This is a genomic window from Streptomyces sp. SYP-A7185 (assembly GCF_046103685.1).
Lineage (GTDB): Bacteria > Actinomycetota > Actinomycetes > Streptomycetales > Streptomycetaceae > Streptomyces.
The window spans coordinates 5752176-5767527 of record NZ_CP122310.1 but is presented as its reverse complement, the minus strand read 5'-3'; the positions used below and the strand labels follow the sequence as shown (position 1 = coordinate 5767527).

Below are 15352 nucleotides of genomic sequence, written 5' to 3'. Positions count from 1 at the left end.
CATGAAGGACGCCTTCGGCACCCCCCAGTCCCTGCTCGTACTCGGCGGCACCTCGGAGATCGGCCTCGCCACGGCCCGCCGTCTGGTCGCGCGGCGCACCCGCACCGTGTGGCTCGCCGGGCGGCCGTCCCCGGGCCTGGAGAAGGCCGCAGCGGGCCTGCGCGACATGGGCGCGGACGTCCGTACCGTCGCCTTCGACGCGCTGGACTCCGAGTCCCACGAAGAGACGCTCGGCAAGATCTTCGCCGAGGGCGACATCGACATGGTCCTGCTGGCCTTCGGCATCCTCGGCGACCAGGCACGCGACGAGGACGAGCCGCTGTCCGCGGTGCGGGTCGCCCAGACGAACTACACGGGCGCGGTCTCGGCCGGCCTGGTGTGCGCGCGCTCGCTCCAGGCCCAGGGGCACGGCTCCCTGGTGGTGCTCTCCTCGGTCGCGGGCGAGCGCGCGCGCCGCTCGAACTTCATCTACGGGTCGAGCAAGGCGGGCCTGGACGCCTTCGCCCAGGGCCTGGGCGACGCGCTGCACGGCACCGGGGTGCACGTGATGGTCGTACGCCCCGGCTTCGTGCGCTCCAAGATGACGGCGGGCCTGGAGGAGGCCCCCATGGCCACCACTCCGGAGGCGGTCGCGGAGGCCATCGAGACGGGCCTGCGGCGGCGCTCGGAGACGGTGTGGGTGCCCGGCGCGCTGCGGGTGGTCATGTCGGCGCTGCGTCACGTGCCGCGGACGGTGTTCCGGCGGCTTCCGGTGTGAACGGCCTCCGGGGGCGCGCCTGAGGCGGGCGTCCCCCGGAGAGGGTCAGCGAGTGGGCAGCGTGCTGTGCGTGACCGGGGCCGCGGCCTGGGGCGGCACCACCGGGCCACCGCCGCCGAAGACGAACTCGCGCAGCTTGCGCCACACGCCGTCGGCCCCCTGCTCGTAGAGCGCGAAGCCCGTGCAGGGCCACTCGGCCTCGTACTCGGAAAGCTCCGCGTACGCCCGGTCCATCGCCTCTTCGGAGATGCCGTGCGCCACCGTGACGTGCGGGTGGTACGGGAACTGCAGTTCGCGGGCGATGGGCCCGGACGCGTCCCGCACCCGCTCCTGGAGCCAGCCGCAGGCCGCGCCGCCGGCCACGACCTGCACGAAGACCACGGGCGACAGCGGACGGAAAGTGCCCGTCCCGAAGAGCCGCATCGGGAAGGGGCGCCCGGCGGCCGCGACGGCCCCCAGGTGCGCCTCCACGGCGGGCAGCGCCATGGCGTCCACCTCGGTCGGCGGCAGCAGCGTGACGTGGGTGGGGATGCCGTGCGCCGCGGGGTCCCCGAAGCCCGCGCGCCGCTCCTGGAGCAGGCTGCCGTGAGGCTCCGGGACCGCGATCGACACACCGATCGTTACGGTCCCCACGTCGTACTCCTGTCGGTCGGGTGGCGGGCGGAGGGCGCTGTTGTACCCGGCGTGGTGCCGGGGGCTGTGTGGCTCAGTGCTTGGCGGGCAGGAGGCCCACCTTGTCGTACGCCTGGGCGAGGGTCTCCGCGGCGACGGCGCGTGCCTTCTCCGCACCCTTGGCCAGGATCGAGTCGAGCGTCTCCGGGTCGTCCAGGTAGGCCTGGGTCCGGTCCCGGAAGGGAGTCACGAAGTCGACCATGACCTCGGCGAGGTCAGTCTTCAGCGCACCGTAGCCCTTGCCGGCGTACTTCTGCTCCAGTTCCGGGATACCGGTACCGGTGAGCGTCGAGTAGATGGTGAGGAGGTTGCTGACGCCCGGCTTCTCCGCCGTGTCGTAGCGCACCACGGTGTCGGTGTCCGTGACCGCGCTCTTGACCTTCTTCGCGGTGGCCTTGGGCTCGTCGAGGAGGTTGATCAGGCCCTTCGGGGTGGACGCCGACTTGCTCATCTTGATCGACGGGTCCTGAAGGTCGAAGATCTTCGCCGTCTCCTTGAGGATGTACGCCGCCGGGACGGTGAACGTCTCGCCGAAGCGGCCGTTGAAACGCTCCGCGAGGTCGCGGGTCAGCTCGATGTGCTGGCGCTGGTCCTCGCCGACCGGGACCTGGTTGGCCTGGTAGAGCAGGATGTCCGCGACCTGGAGGACGGGGTACGTGAAGAGGCCCACCGAAGCGCGGTCCGCACCCTGCTTGGCGGCCTTGTCCTTGAACTGCGTCATGCGCGACGCCTCGCCGAAGCCCGTGAGGCAGTTCATGACCCAGCCGAGCTGGGCGTGCTCGGGGACGTGGCTCTGGACGAAGAGCGTGCAGCGCTCCGGGTCGAGACCGGCCGCGAGGAGCTGCGCGGCGGCGAGCCGGGTGTTGGCGCGGAGCTCGGCCGGGTCCTGCGGGATCGTGATCGCGTGCAGGTCCACCACCATGTAGAAGGCGTCGTGGGACTCCTGCAGCGCCACCCACTGGCGGACCGCGCCGAGGTAGTTGCCGAGGTGGAACGAGCCTGCGGTGGGCTGGATTCCGGAGAGCACGCGGGGACGATCAGAGGCCATGAGGCTCATTCTCTCAGGTGACTCTCATTGCTCGGAAACAGACATGTGACGGGTGTGCCGCGATCTTGTCCCCGGCCTCGTTTCCGATCTTGTTCCCGGCCTTGTTCCCGGCCTTGTTCCCGGCCTTGTTCCCGGCCTCGAACCCGATCTTGTTCCGGCGGTTCTTCGCGGGCCTTCGCGGGGTGTTCGGCGGGTCTCGGCCGGGTCTGCTCCGGGCCGGTGGTGCGTCGTCTGGATCCGATGGTCGCGCATGCGGAACCGATCGCGTCCGGCCGGTGTATCAACAGTGTGAGGGCACAGGGGGAGGTCCTGGAGGGGGGCCGCGTCGTCGACGAGGGTGCGGTGATCGCACGTGTGCGCGCCGGTGAGGCCGAGGCGTACGCGGAATTGGTGCGCGCCTTCACCGGACTCGCGCTCAGGGCGGCCGTGGCACTCGGGGCGGGAGCGGACGCGGAAGACGTGGTGCAGCAGGCCTTCTTCAAGGCGTACTGCTCCTTGGGGCGGTTCAGGGACGGCTCGGCGTTCAAGCCGTGGCTGTTGTCGATCGTCGCCAATGAGACGAGGAACACAGTGCGTTCGGCGGTCCGGCAGCGGTCGCTCGTCGGCCGCGAGGCGGCGCTCGTCGAGGCGGAGCCGCTGATACCGGAATCGGCGGACCCGGCGGTGGCGGCCCTTCGGGACGAGCGCAGGACGGCCCTGCTCGCCGCGCTCGACCGGCTGAGCGAGGAGCACCGCCTGGTCGTCACGTATCGCTATCTCCTGGAAATGGACGAGGCGGAGACGGCCGAGGCGCTGGGCTGGCCTCGGGGCACGGTCAAGTCCCGGCTGAACCGCGCGCTGCGGAAGCTGGAGCGGATCCTGCCGCGGGGAGCGGACGAGGACAGGGAGAAAGCGGAGGGAGCCAAGGGAGCTGAGAGGGCTGCGAGGGCTGCGAGGGCTGAGGGAGCGGACTCGGCGGAGGGAGGTGATGGGCGTGGGTGAGCGGGAGCACGAGCGGGACGACAGCCTGCGGGGCCGGGGCGGCGGTGAGCAGGGCGATCGGGGCGGTCGAGGCCGGGGCGGCGGTGAGCAGGGCGTGTCCGGTGGCGTCGGGCGTGCCCGTCGGCTTCCTGAGGAGCTGCGGGCGCTCGGCCGGTCCATGGATCCGCCCGGGCTCACCGGCGCGTCGATGGCCGAGCGGGTCATCGCGCAGATCATCGCGGAGTCGGTGCCGGTCCCGGTGGCCGAGCCTCCCGGGCTCTTCTCCCGGCTGCGGTCGTGGCTGCGGGTGCGGTGGCGGGTCCTGACGGCGGCGCTGTGCGGGCTCCTGACGGCGGCGGTGCTGACACCGCCGGTGCGGGCGGCGGTCTTCGAGTGGTTCGACTTCGGCGGGGTCGAGGTGCGGTACGACCCCTCGGCGCCTCCGCCGGGTGACGCACGCGTGCCGGGGTGCGGTGATGGGGTGAGCCTTGCCGAGGTCGGGCGGCGGGCCGGGTTCGTCCCGGCGGTGCCGAAGGCGCTGGGCGCTCCGGACGGCGTGGCGGTGACGCGGGAGCGGGGCGCGCGCGTCGTGGTCACGCTGTGCTGGCGCGAGGAGGACCGGACGATACGGCTCGACGAGTTCGGGGCCCGGCTGGACGTGGGCTTCACCAAGACGGTGACGGAGCAGCCGGACTGGGTCCAGGTCGGCCGGGAGCAGGCGCTGTGGTTCCCGCGCCCGCATCGGCTCGCGTTCTGGATGGTGGACGGAGAGGGCGACCGCTGGTCTCGCTCCGAGCGGACGGCGGGTCCGACGCTCCTGTGGACGCACGGCCCTGAGCTCACGCTGCGCCTGGAGGGCGTGGCGTCGAAGGAGCGCGCGCTGAAGATCGGGAACTCGATTCCTGGCGGGGCGGACGGATCGGGAACCTGAAGGGCTCGGGCGGTGTACCAGAAGTGAGGCGGCGCGGACGGGCCGTGCCGGGAGCGGTGGGGGACGGGACATGCGGAAGCGGACGGCACGGGGACAGTGCGGGTCGGTGGCGGGAGTCGCGGCCGCGCTGGCGCTGGTGGTGGCGGGAGCGCCCCCGGCGATGGCGGGCGGACCGACGAGCGTTCTGGTGGTCTCCCCCGAGAGCGGACAGAGCTCGGCGCTGTATGTGAGCGACAAGGAGTACGTGCAGCTGGAGCGCGGCCTCGGCACCCTCGGCGAGATAGACAAGGGCCGGCCCGAGCAGCCACCGGGCCTGAGCATGAGCGAGGAGAGCCATCAGATCAACGTGACGTGGATGCTCCACGACGTGCGCCCGTGGCGGGTGGACCGGGCGTACGCGGTGCCGCCGGGCTCCGAGGACGACAGGGGCGGGGAGAGCGCGAAGGGCAAGAGGGGCAAAAGGGGTGAGAAAGGCGATGAGGGCGATACGGAGAGCAAGGGCGGCCAGGGCGGCGGCAAGGGCGGTGAAGACGTCGCTGCCGTGTGGATCCACACCTCGACGGACATCGAGTCCATGAGCGGCACCTGGCACAGGGCCAAGGACCCGGCACGCCTGACGGCCCTGTTCAAGAAGCTCGGGGTCATGGGCGCGTCCACGGACGGGGGCAATCAGCCGATACGGCCGGAGGCAGATGCCGGTGGGCCACCGGCACCGCCGCCCGCCGCCGAGGACGGGGACGGGGACGGGCAGGCTGCCGGTGACCGGAGCGATGTCCCGCAGGGCTTCGGCGGGGCGGGCTGGTGGTGGGCGATACCGGGCGCCGCGGTGGGGGTCGTGGGAGCACTGCTGCTGCGGGGGCCGCTCACCGAGCGTCGTGCCCTGCTTGCCTCACTGCGCGGGCGGCGGCGTCATGACGGGGGCCCACGGCAGGAGTTGAGGGACCTGTGAGGACGGCGACGGACCCCCCGGCCGGCGAGTTGGCCGGGAGGGTCCCCCGGGAGGGGTAGCGGTTTCGCCCCGTGGGTCAGTGGGGCGGGAGGCCCGGGGCCGGGTGGGCGGTCATCAGGTCGGCTACCTCGGCGCGGATCTTCGTCAGGGCGTCCTCGTCACCGGTGCGGGCCGCGGCGACGCCTCGGTCGATCCAGTCGGCGACGGTCGGCATGTGCTCGACGCCGAGACCGCGGGAGGTGAGCGAGGGGGTGCCGATGCGGACACCGGACGGGTCGAACGGCTTCCTGGGGTCGTACGGCACGGTGTTGTGGTTGACGACGATCCCGGCGCGGTCGAGGGCCTTAGCGGCGATCTTGCCCGGGACGTCCTTGGGGGTGAGGTCCATCAGGATGAGGTGGTTGTCGGTGCCGCCGGAGACCAGGTCGAAACCGCGGGCGAGCAGCGCTTCGGCGAGGGCCCGGGCGTTGGCGACGACCGCGTGGGCGTAGTCGCGGAAGGAGGGACGTGACGCCTCGTGCAGGGCGACGGCGATGGCCGCGGTGGTCTGGTTGTGGGGGCCGCCCTGCAAGCCGGGGAAGACCGCCTTGTCGATGGCCTTGGCGTGCTCCTCGCGGGACATCAGCATCGCGCCGCGCGGGCCGCGCAGGGTCTTGTGGGTGGTCGTGGAGATCACGTCGGCGTGCGGCACCGGTGAGGGGTGGGCGCCGCCCGCGATCAGGCCGGCGATGTGCGCGATGTCGGCGACGAGGACGGCCCCCGCCTCGCGGGCGATCTCGGCGAAGGCGGCGAAGTCGATGGTGCGAGGGAGGGCGGTGCCACCGCAGAAGATCAGCTTCGGACGTTCCTTGAGGGCGAGGTCGCGCACCTCGTCGAAGTCGATGCGGCCCGTGTCGTGGCGGACGCCGTACTGGACGCCGCGGAACCACTTGCCCGTGGCGGAGACGCCCCAGCCGTGGGTGAGGTGGCCGCCCATGGGGAGGGCCATGCCCATCACGGTGTCGCCGGGCTCGGCGAAGGCGAGGTAGACGGCGAGGTTGGCCGGGGAGCCGGAGTAGGGCTGGACGTTGGCGTGATCGACGCCGAAGAGGGACTTGGCGCGGGCGACGGCGAGGCGCTCGACGGGGTCGATGTTCTGCTGGCCCTCGTAGTAGCGGCGGCCCGGGTAGCCCTCGCTGTACTTGTTCTGAAGGACCGTGCCGGAGGCTTCGAGGACGGCGGTGGAGACGTAGTTCTCGCTGGGGATCAGCCGCAGCGTGTCGGCCTGGAGCTGCTCCTCGGCGCCGACGAGGGCGGCCAGTTCGGGGTCCTCGGCGGTGAGCGCGGGATGGCTGAGGGCGTGGGGCGAATCCGAGGGATTCGGGGAACCGGGAGAAGAGGGGTGGGTCATGGCGTCCTCCGGGGCGAGCGGTGAGTTTCCGGTCGTGGTCCCGGGGTGCCCAGGCGGTCGGCACCTCGAAGGTTCTGCCTCGCACGGCTCCCCCGGGGTCCGTTCCCCGTGCGCCAGTCGCCGTGCTGTAGGAAGCAGCCTAGCGGGCACGCCACGTCGGCAGGTTTCTTCGTCCGCGATCCGAGCGACGATAGGAATGGGGCGCCACACCCGCCCCAAGCCGCAGGACGAACGGAGACCCCGTGTCGACTACCGAAGAGTTCATCACCTCGGCCGAAGCGCACAGCGCGCACAACTATCACCCGCTGCCCATCGTGGTCGCGTCGGCGGAGGGTGCCTGGATGACGGACGTCGAGGGGCGCCGCTACCTCGACATGCTGGCCGGGTACTCCGCGCTGAATTTCGGGCACGGCAACCGCCGCCTGATCGACACGGCCAAGGCGCAGCTGGAGCGCGTGACGCTCACCTCGCGGGCCTTCCACCACGACCGGTTCGCCGACTTCTGTACGCGGCTCGCGGAGCTGTGCGGCAAGGAGATGGTGCTGCCGATGAACACCGGGGCGGAGGCCGTGGAGACGGCCGTGAAGACCGCCAGGAAGTGGGGGTACCAGGTCAAGGGCGTGCCCGACGGGCGAGCGAAGATCGTCGTGGCCCGGGACAACTTCCACGGGCGGACCACGACCATCGTCAGCTTCTCGACGGACCAGGAGGCGCGGGCGGACTTCGGCCCGTACACCCCGGGGTTCGAGATCGTTCCGTACGGCGATCTGACGGCCATGCGGGAGGCGGTCACGGAGAACACCGTGGCCGTGCTCATCGAGCCGATCCAGGGAGAGGCCGGGGTCCTGGTGCCACCGGCCGGGTATCTCGCGGGTGTGCGGGAGCTGACGCGGGAGCGGAACGTCCTCCTCATGGCGGACGAGATCCAGTCGGGGCTCGGCAGGACGGGGAAGACGTTCGCGTGCGAGCACGAGGGTGTGGTGCCGGACGTGTACATCCTGGGCAAGGCGCTGGGCGGGGGTGTCGTGCCGGTGTCGGCGGTGGTGGCGGACGCGGAGGTCCTCGGGGTGTTCAAGCCGGGCGAGCACGGGTCGACGTTCGGCGGCAACCCGCTGGCGTGTGCGGTGGGCCTGGAGGTCGTCGCGATGCTGAGCTCGGGCGAGTTCCAGCAGCGGGCCACGGAACTGGGCGAGCACCTGCACGCCGAGCTGGGCCTGCTGGCCGGTGCGGGCGCGGTGACCCAGGTGCGGGGGCGCGGGCTGTGGGCGGGCGTCGACATCGAGCCGTCGCACGGCACGGGCCGCGAGATCTCCGAGAAGCTGATGGACCGCGGTGTCCTGGTCAAGGACACCCACGGCTCCACGATCCGCATCGCCCCGCCCCTGGTGATCAGCAAGGAGGACCTGGACTGGGGCCTCGACCAACTGCGGGAGGTGCTGGCGTAGCTCCTGTGCGGTCAGCGGGGCGGCCGGGCAGCCGGGCGGCGGAGTCGTCGGGGGTGGCGGGGGCGTCAGGGGCGGCGGGGCCGTCAGGGGTGGCCGGGTCGTCGGGGGCGGTGTCAGGGTTTGGTGCCGACGCCGCCGAACATCGCCACGTCCTCCAGGACCGGTGCGGCGTCGGCGGCCGGGCGCCAGCGGTTGCACGAGACCACGCCGGGGTCGAGGAGTTCGAGGCCTTCGAAGAAGCCGGTGACCTGCTCGGGGGTGCGCTGCGTGAGCTTGGGGGTGCCGTTCTCGTTCCAGAACGCCACCGCCTCGTCCACGTCGGGCATCTCCGGGCTGGTGATGGTGTGCGAGAGGACCAGATGGCTGCCGGACGGCAGCGCGTCGAGCAAACGGCGCACGATGCCGTACGCCTCGGAGTCGTCGTCGATGAAGATGACGACCCCGAGCAGCATCAGCGCGACCGGCTGCGTGAGGTCCAGGGTCTTGGCGGCGTGTTCGAGGATCGTGTCGACGTTGCGCAGGTCCTCGTCGAGGTAGTCGGTCCTGCCCTCGGGGGTGCTGGTGAGCAGGGCGCGCGCGTGAGTGAGGACCAGGGGGTCGTTGTCCACGTAGACGACGCGGGACTCGGAGGCGATCCGCTGGGCGACCTCGTGGGTGTTGTCGGCGGTCGGCAGTCCGGTGCCGATGTCGAGGAACTGCCGGATGCCGCACTCGGTCACGAGGTGGCTCACGGCCCGCCCGAGGAACTGCCGGTCGGCCAGGGCGTAGGCGCCGATGCCCGGGTGCAGGGTGCGGATCTGGTCCCCGGCGGCCTGGTCGACGGGGTAGTTGTCCTTGCCGCCGAGCCAGTAGTTCCAGATGCGGGCCGTGTGAGGCTGCGTGGTGTTGATCCTGCTGTCGGCCATGTGCGTCGTCGCCTCCGGGTCCGTGGTCGATCAATCGGCAGCGTACTAGGGGGACTTGACGGAGGGCCTCCGTCCGCCTCAGAGAATCACGTGCGGCAGGAATCTCGCGTACTCGTCCGTGATCAGGCCCGCCGACTCCCGGATGCCGAGTCCCGCCGCCTCGTCCTCGACCACCCAGGCACCGAGCACCACGCGGTTGCCGTCGAAGTCGGGCAGTGGGGCGAACTCCTGGTAGCAGCAGGCCTCTTCGCGTACGACGGGCTCGGCGCCCGGCGGGTGGACCGTGACTCCGGCGCCTTCGCGGCCGAGGAGGGGCTTGGCGACGTAGCCGCGCTCGGACGCAAGCTCCCGGGGGCCGTCCAGGTAGGCGGGGAGGAGGTTGGGGTGGCCGGGGTACAGCTCCCAGAGGATCGCGAGCAGCGCCTTGTTGGAGAGCAGCATCTTCCAGGCGGGCTCGATCCACAGGGTGGAGCCGGTGCCGCCGCCGTTGTCGAGGGTCTCCAGGACGTGCGGGGCGAAGCGGTCGGTGGTCAGCCACTCCCAGGGGTAGAGCTTGAAGCAGCTGCGGATGAAGCCGAGTCTCTTGTCGACGAAGCGCCGCGAGAGCCGGTCCCAGCCGATGTCCTCCATGGAGATCGCCTCGGTGGCGAGCCCGGCCTGCTGCGCGGTCTCGCGCAGGTACGCGACCGTCATCAGGTCCTCGCCGAGTTCGTCGCCCGCGGAGTGCGCGAAGTACAGCGGGCCGCCGGGCGGGAGGAGCGGGGCCTGCTTCTTCCAGGCGTCGACGAGCCGCTCGTGCAGGGAGTTCCACTGGTCGGCGCCCGGGAAGCACTCCTCCATCCAGAACCACTGGGGGCTCGCGGCCTCGACCAGGGACGTGGGGGTGTCGGCGTTGTACTCCAGGAGCTTGGCGGGGCCGGCGCCCGGGCCCGCGTAGTGCAGGTCGAACCGCCCGTAGAGGGACGGCAGTTCGGCGCGGCGGCGCCAGGCCTCGGTGACGGCGTCGGCCACCCTCGGGTCCGTGATGCCGAGGTCGGCGAGGCGGTCGTGCGTGACGATGTGCTCGGCCGCCGCGAGGCACATCGCGTGCAGCTCCTCGACGACCTCTTCCAGGGCTTCCACCTCGGGCAAGGAGAAGACGTAGCAGGCGGACTCGTCCCAGTAGGGGCGCAGGGAGTCGTCGGGGTAGCGCGTGAGGGGGTAGATGAGCCCCTGGTCCTCGACGGTCTGCTGCCAGCCGGGGCGTGGGGTGAGGGTGCGGCGTTCCATGGTCCGGGGTCCCGGTCTCCTTCGCGGCCGGCTCAGCCGCCGCCGCTGCCCGAGCAGCCGAAGCCGTCGCGGTCCACGGCCTCGCTGCGGCTGAAGGTGCCGTTGTCGGCGTGGCGGCCGTCGATGTCGGCGTCGTAGTACCAGTTCGGGTCCATGCGGCCGGAAGACTTGCCGGCGCCTGTTCCTGTCCCCGTTCCCGTCCCGGTTCCGTAGGAACTGCCGCCGGTCTTCCGTCCCTTGCCGCCGCCGTTCGAGGAGGACGAGCCGGCACCGCTCTTGCAGTTCTTGTCTGCGACGATCTTGTAGCCGGTGAGGTAGTCGTAGCTGTCGCGGTCCACGCACCGCTTGTCCGGCTCCGAGCCGCACGAGGTCAGGGCCGCCGCGAGGACGCCCATCCCGCCGAGGACGACCGTGCTGGACCGCAGCCTGCGCCGCGGGGCCCCTGTTTCCTTCTCGGCTGCCATCTGCCGTACTCCCCCGTTGTCGTACATGTGTCAAGACGTGCTCGGCGACCAGCGTAGGTAAACGGTCCCGCGCCATGCCAACCGGCTCAGCCGAATCCGCTTCCTCTACAGTCACTTCGTGTCTCTTGGGATGATTTGTGCACTTGGTTCAGCGGTCTGCTTCGGCACGGCCTCCGTCTTCCAGGCCGTCGCCGCCCGCGCCACGACGCCGGGGACGGGCTCCGGGGTCGACCCCGCGCTGCTGCTGCGTGCGGTGAGGCAGTGGCGGTACGTCGTGGGGCTCGCGCTCGACGGGCTCGGGTTCCTGCTCCAGATCGTGGCGTTGCGCTCCATCCCGATCTACGCCGTGGGTGCGGCCCTCGCCGCGAGCCTCGCCGTCACGGCGGTGGTGGCCTCGCGGATGCTGCGGGTGCGGCTCAGCGGTGTGGAGTGGGCGGCGGTGGGAGTGGTGTGCGCGGGGCTCGCCCTCCTGGGACTCGCTTCGGGGGACGAGGGGGAGGGCGTCGGGTCGACGGCTCTGCGGTACGTGATGCTGGGCGTCGCGATGGGCGTGCTGCTGCTCGGCGCGGTGGCCGGGCGGCTGCCGGGGCGGGGGCGGGCGTTGGCCCTGGGGCTCGGGGCGGGGCTCGGGTTCGGGGTGGTGGAGGTGGCCGTGCGGCTGATCGACGAGGTCTCGCCGGGCGCGCTGCTGAGGAACCCGGCCGCGTACGCCCTGCTGGTGGGCGGAGGCGCGGCCTTCCTGCTGCTCACGTCGGCCTTGCAGCGGGGCTCCGTGACGACCGCGACCGCGGGGATGGTGATCGGGGAGACGATCGGGCCCGCGGTGGTGGGCGTGGTGTGGCTCGGCGACCGGACCCGGGACGGTATGGAGTGGGTCGCGGTCCTGGGCTTCGTGGTGGCCGTGGCGGGGGCGCTGGCCTTGGCCCGCTTCGGCGAGGCGCCGCCTCCGGGGGAGGGGACGAGTCCGGTGGAGGGGACGGGGGCAGGGGCGGCGTAAGGCTTACGCCGCCTCGGGCGCCCCGGGGGGCCGTACTTGCGGGGTTTTCGCTTCGGCGCTGCCCCGCAGGGAGAACCCTCAGGGCTCCCCGTACCGGACCCCCCTACGGCAAGACCGCGCACAGCGCCTCCAGCGCCCCCGCCCACCCGTGGTCCGCCGGTGTGCCGTAGCCCACGACCAGGGCGTCCCGTTCCGGGGGGCGTGCGTCGGGGTGGCGGAAGCTGGCCAGGCCCTGGACCGCGAGGCGTTGCCAGCTGGCCGCCTGCACCACCGTGCGTTCCGTGCCCGGCGGAAGTTCGAGCACCGCGTGCAGCCCCGCGGCGATCCCCGTGGCCCGTACCTCCGGTGCACGTGCGGCCAGCGCGGCGACCAGTTGGTCCCGCCGGCGGCGGTAACGCAGCCGCGCGCCCCGCACATGGCGGTCGTACGCGCCCGACGTGATGAACTCCGCGAGCGTCAGTTGGTCCAGCGCCCCGCACGCCCATTCCGCGCCCCCCCTTCGCCTCGATGACCTCGGCGGCGATCGGCTCGGGCAGCACCATCCAGCCGAGCCGCAGGCCCGGGGCGAGGGACTTGCTGGCCGTGCCCAGGTAGACCACGCGGTCGGGGTCGAGGCCCTGGAGCGCGCCCACCGGCTGCCGGTCGTAGCGGAACTCCCCGTCGTAGTCGTCCTCCAGGATCAGGCCGCCCTCGCGCCGCGCCCAGTCCACGGCGGCCGCACGCCGGTCGGGGTGCAGCGGCACCCCCATCGGGAACTGGTGGGCGGGCGTCAGGAGCACCGCCTTCGCCGAGCCCGATCCAGAGCCCGAGCCCGCACGTGAACCCGCACCCGCACGCGCACCTGAGCCCGCACCCGCACTCAACTCGGCTGTGCAGGTGCCCAGTTCGTCGAAGGGCAGCGGTCTCGTCCGCAGCCCCGCCCGCTTCAGCAGGTCCCAGTGCACGTCCAGGCCGTACGACTCGACCGTCACCTCCCGCAGACCGCGGGCCCGCAGCACGCCGCCCAGCAGGCTCAGCCCCTGCGCGAACCCGGCGCAGACGACGATGCGGTCCGGGTCCGCGTGCACGCCGCGCGCCCGGGAGAGATAGCCGGCAAGGGCGGTGCGCAGCTCGATGCGCCCGCGCGGGTCGCCGTAGCCGAGCGCGTCGTTCGGGGCGGTCGCCATGGCCCGGCGCGCGGCCTTGAGCCAGGCGGCGCGCGGGAACGCGGAGAGGTCGGGGGTGCCCGGCATCAGGTCGTACGTGGGACCGCCGGCGGCCCTGCGGCGCGGTGCGGGTTCGGCGGGACGCGGCACGGCGCGTTCCGCCACCCGGGTGCCGGAACCCTGGCGCGCGGTGAGCCAGCCCTCGGCGACGAGGTCCGCGTACGCGTCGGCGACGGTGTTGCGGGCGATGCCCAGGTCGACGGCGAGGGAGCGGGACGAGGGCAGGCGCGTGCCGGGGGCGAGCCTGCCGCCGCGCACCGCCTCACGCAGAGCGTCCGTGAGGCCCTTGCGCACGCCGGAGCGCGCCCCCTCTCCCCCGGTCTCCCCGGCCTCCCCGGCCTCCGCGAGCCTCCCGGCCTCCCCGGGCTCCCTGGCCTCCGCGAACCTCCCGGTCTCCCCGGCTGCCGCGAGCCTCCCGGGCTCCCCGGCCTCCCCGGCTGCCGCAGACTCCCCGGACCTCCCAGCCTTCCCGGCCCCCGCAGCTTTCCCGCCCTTCCCGGCCCCCGAAGTCTCCCCGGACCCCCCAACCCTCCCCGCCTTCCCCGCCCTGCCCAGTTTTTCCAGCTCCAGGTGGAGGTCGACGCCCAAAGTGGCCCAGGATTCTTCCATGGAAATGGACCATACCCGTGGGCTACTCCGCCCGTACCGTCGATGACATGACGACGACGAACGACAGCCTCTCCCCCACCGACGCACCCCGGCCCAAGGAGTACGTCCCCGAGCACACCCCCCGCCTCGACTGGCACGCGCAGGCCCCCGAGGTCTTCAAGGCGATGGTCCGGCTCGACGCGGCCGCCCGTCAGGGCGTCGACCCGGTGATCCTTGAACTCGTGAAGATCAGGGCCTCGCAGATCAACCACTGCGCCCTCTGCGTCGACATGCACAGCAAGGACGCCCTCGCGGCGGGCGAGAGCGTGGAGCGGATCATCCAGCTCAGCGCCTGGGAGGAGTCGCAGCACTTCTACACGGCGAAGGAGGTCGCCGCGATCGAGCTGACGGAGGCGATCACCGTCCTGACGGACGGCTTCGTGCCGGACGCGGTGTACGACAAGGCCGCGGCCCTCTTCGGGGAGCAGGAGCTGACGCAGCTGATCGCCGCGATCACGGTGATCAACGCGTGGAACCGCTTCGGCGTCTCGACGCGCCAGGTGCCGGGTCACTACAAGGCCGGAGACCACAAGTGACCGCTCGGACCACCCACTTGGACAAGCGCTTCGGTTCCGCCCTGGTCGCGCTCGGCGCGGCGGCGCGGCGGCGAAGCAAGGGCTGATGGTCAGCCGTCGTACCGAACCGGGCGGGTACGTGCCGTGAGTCTCGTGGACGACTTCCGCGCGCTGCACCACGGAGCGCGCGCGGCGAGCCTGAAGGGGCACCGTCATGCCGGCCGTCCGGCTCACCTGCCTGCGGGTGAGCGGCGGCGTCACGTCACTTCTTGGGGATCCAGGACTCCCAGACGTCCTTGTTGGCCTTGACCCACTTCTTGGCCGCGGCCTCGCCGCTCATCTTGTCCTTGGCGATGGACATGGCGACCTCGTTCTGCTCCTCGGTCGTCCACTTGAAGTTCTTCAGGAACTCCGCCGCGTCACCGCCGTCCTTGGCGAAGTCGGCGTTGAAGTACTTCTGGAGCGGGGTGTTGGCGTAGCCGCACTCGGTCTTGGTCTCGGGCTCGTTGCAGCCCTCCTTGAACTCCGGGAGCTTCACCTCGACCAGGTCCATGTCGGCGTTCGCCCACAGGGGCTCCCACCAGTAGCTGATGAAGGGCTCCTTGGCGGCGTACTTGCGCTGGATCTCCTTGATCTGCGCCGCCTCGTTGCCGGTGTCCTTGATCTTGAAGTTCAGCTTGTGGTTCTTGATCAGGAACTCGTCGTACGTGGTGTACGAGGGGGCCGCGCCGATGAACTCGCCCTTGTCGCCGCTGCGGTTGCTCTTGAAGTCCTTGGCGTACTTGTTGAGGTTCTTGTAGTCCAGGACGTCCGGGTGCTTGTCCGCGTAGTACTTCGGCACGTACCAGCCGATGTGCCCGGTGACGCCCAGGTCGCCGCCCTTGACGACCGTCTTCTTCTGGTCGATGTAGAGCTTCTGCTTGTTGGGCTGGCCGTCCCAGTCCTCCAGGATCGCGTCGGCCTTGCCGTTGTTGAGCGCGTCCCACGCGATCGGCTCGTCGAGCTGCTGGAGGTCGACCTTCTTGACGCCGACCTCGTCCTCGAGGAGCACCTTGGCGACCTCGGCGTTGGCGCGTGCGCCGACCCACGAGGGGACCGTGATGGTGACCTCGTCCGAGCCGCCGGAGGACTTGGTGTCCGCGGCGCCGCAGGCACTGAGCGCCAGCATCGAGGCGACGCCGAGACCGGCGAGGACCG

At 71.7% G+C, this 15352-nt stretch carries 14 protein-coding genes, 1 pseudogene and 1 riboswitch; of the genes and pseudogenes, 7 read left to right on the top strand and 8 right to left on the bottom strand.

All coding sequences use genetic code 11. The features are described 5' to 3' along the window. Window position 1 precedes the first annotated feature (1 nt). A complete protein-coding gene (locus QBL25_RS25380) occupies window positions 2-757 on the top strand; it encodes a decaprenylphospho-beta-D-erythro-pentofuranosid-2-ulose 2-reductase (protein WP_409059273.1) in 756 nt (251 codons plus the stop codon). Window positions 758-802: 45 nt separating this feature from the next. Here QBL25_RS25380 and QBL25_RS25375 read toward each other — a convergent pair whose 3' ends face one another. Both QBL25_RS25375 and trpS read right to left on the bottom strand, forming a co-directional pair. Beyond that, window positions 803-1390 carry a 2'-5' RNA ligase family protein gene (locus QBL25_RS25375; protein WP_409059272.1) on the bottom strand — a complete coding sequence of 196 codons (588 nt, stop codon included), beginning with the start codon at window positions 1388-1390 and terminating at the stop codon, window positions 803-805. 73 nt (window positions 1391-1463) lie between these two features. Beyond that, window positions 1464-2477, bottom strand: a complete 1014-nt coding sequence (trpS, locus tag QBL25_RS25370; RefSeq protein ID WP_409059271.1) for a tryptophan--tRNA ligase — start codon at window positions 2475-2477, stop codon at window positions 1464-1466. Window positions 2478-2819: 342 nt separating this feature from the next. Between trpS and QBL25_RS25365 the strand changes: the two genes are divergently transcribed. The 3 genes from QBL25_RS25365 (at window position 2820) to QBL25_RS25355 (ending at window position 5317) form a co-directional block, all read left to right on the top strand. Then, complete coding sequence (locus QBL25_RS25365) at window positions 2820-3458, top strand: RNA polymerase sigma factor (RefSeq protein ID WP_409062769.1); 639 nt, start codon at window positions 2820-2822, stop codon at window positions 3456-3458. Beyond that, complete coding sequence (locus QBL25_RS25360) at window positions 3445-4368, top strand: hypothetical protein (protein ID WP_409059270.1); 924 nt, start codon at window positions 3445-3447, stop codon at window positions 4366-4368. The genes QBL25_RS25365 and QBL25_RS25360 overlap by 14 nt, the downstream gene beginning before the upstream one ends. 106 nt (window positions 4369-4474) lie before the next feature. Then, window positions 4475-5317 carry a hypothetical protein gene (locus tag QBL25_RS25355; protein ID WP_409059269.1) on the top strand — a complete coding sequence of 281 codons (843 nt, stop codon included), beginning with the start codon at window positions 4475-4477 and terminating at the stop codon, window positions 5315-5317. 76 nt (window positions 5318-5393) lie between these two features. Here the strand turns inward: QBL25_RS25355 and glyA are convergent, their stop codons facing one another. Continuing rightward, window positions 5394-6707, bottom strand: coding sequence for a serine hydroxymethyltransferase (gene glyA / locus QBL25_RS25350; RefSeq protein WP_409059268.1), 1314 nt, complete (start codon window positions 6705-6707; stop codon window positions 5394-5396). Between the two features lie 40 nt (window positions 6708-6747). Further along, a riboswitch (ZMP/ZTP riboswitch) is annotated at window positions 6748-6838 on the bottom strand. Between the two features lie 111 nt (window positions 6839-6949). On the opposite strand from glyA, the gene rocD reads away from it, so the two are divergent. Continuing rightward, window positions 6950-8152: an ornithine--oxo-acid transaminase gene (gene rocD / locus QBL25_RS25345; protein WP_409059267.1), complete on the top strand. Its 1203-nt coding sequence runs from the start codon at window positions 6950-6952 to the stop codon at window positions 8150-8152. A gap of 113 nt (window positions 8153-8265) precedes the next feature. On the opposite strand, the gene QBL25_RS25340 is transcribed toward rocD, so the two are convergent. The 3 genes from QBL25_RS25340 to QBL25_RS25330 all read right to left on the bottom strand — a co-directional run bounded on the left by QBL25_RS25340 (window position 8266) and on the right by QBL25_RS25330 (window position 10790). Beyond that, a complete protein-coding gene (locus QBL25_RS25340) occupies window positions 8266-9057 on the bottom strand; it encodes an SAM-dependent methyltransferase (RefSeq protein ID WP_409059266.1) in 792 nt (263 codons plus the stop codon). A 78-nt stretch (window positions 9058-9135) separates the two neighbouring features. Beyond that, complete coding sequence (locus QBL25_RS25335; protein ID WP_409059265.1) at window positions 9136-10326, bottom strand: glutathionylspermidine synthase family protein; 1191 nt, start codon at window positions 10324-10326, stop codon at window positions 9136-9138. A 32-nt stretch (window positions 10327-10358) separates the two neighbouring features. Continuing rightward, window positions 10359-10790, bottom strand: coding sequence for a hypothetical protein (locus QBL25_RS25330; RefSeq protein WP_409059264.1), 432 nt, complete (start codon window positions 10788-10790; stop codon window positions 10359-10361). Between the two features lie 130 nt (window positions 10791-10920). On the opposite strand from QBL25_RS25330, the gene QBL25_RS25325 reads away from it, so the two are divergent. After that, window positions 10921-11787 (top strand): hypothetical protein, encoded by an 867-nt coding sequence (locus QBL25_RS25325; RefSeq protein WP_409062768.1) that lies wholly within the window; start codon window positions 10921-10923, stop codon window positions 11785-11787. 103 nt (window positions 11788-11890) lie between these two features. Here QBL25_RS25325 and QBL25_RS25320 read toward each other — a convergent pair. Then, window positions 11891-13286 (bottom strand): annotated as a pseudogene (locus tag QBL25_RS25320) (PLP-dependent aminotransferase family protein). Between the two features lie 362 nt (window positions 13287-13648). Here QBL25_RS25320 and QBL25_RS25315 point away from each other — a divergent pair. Further along, a complete protein-coding gene (locus QBL25_RS25315; RefSeq protein WP_409059263.1) occupies window positions 13649-14176 on the top strand; it encodes a carboxymuconolactone decarboxylase family protein in 528 nt (175 codons plus the stop codon). 241 nt (window positions 14177-14417) lie between these two features. Here QBL25_RS25315 and QBL25_RS25310 read toward each other — a convergent pair whose 3' ends face one another. Next, window positions 14418-15323: a glycine betaine ABC transporter substrate-binding protein gene (locus tag QBL25_RS25310; protein ID WP_409062767.1), complete on the bottom strand. Its 906-nt coding sequence runs from the start codon at window positions 15321-15323 to the stop codon at window positions 14418-14420. Between the last annotated feature and the right edge of the window lie 29 nt (window positions 15324-15352).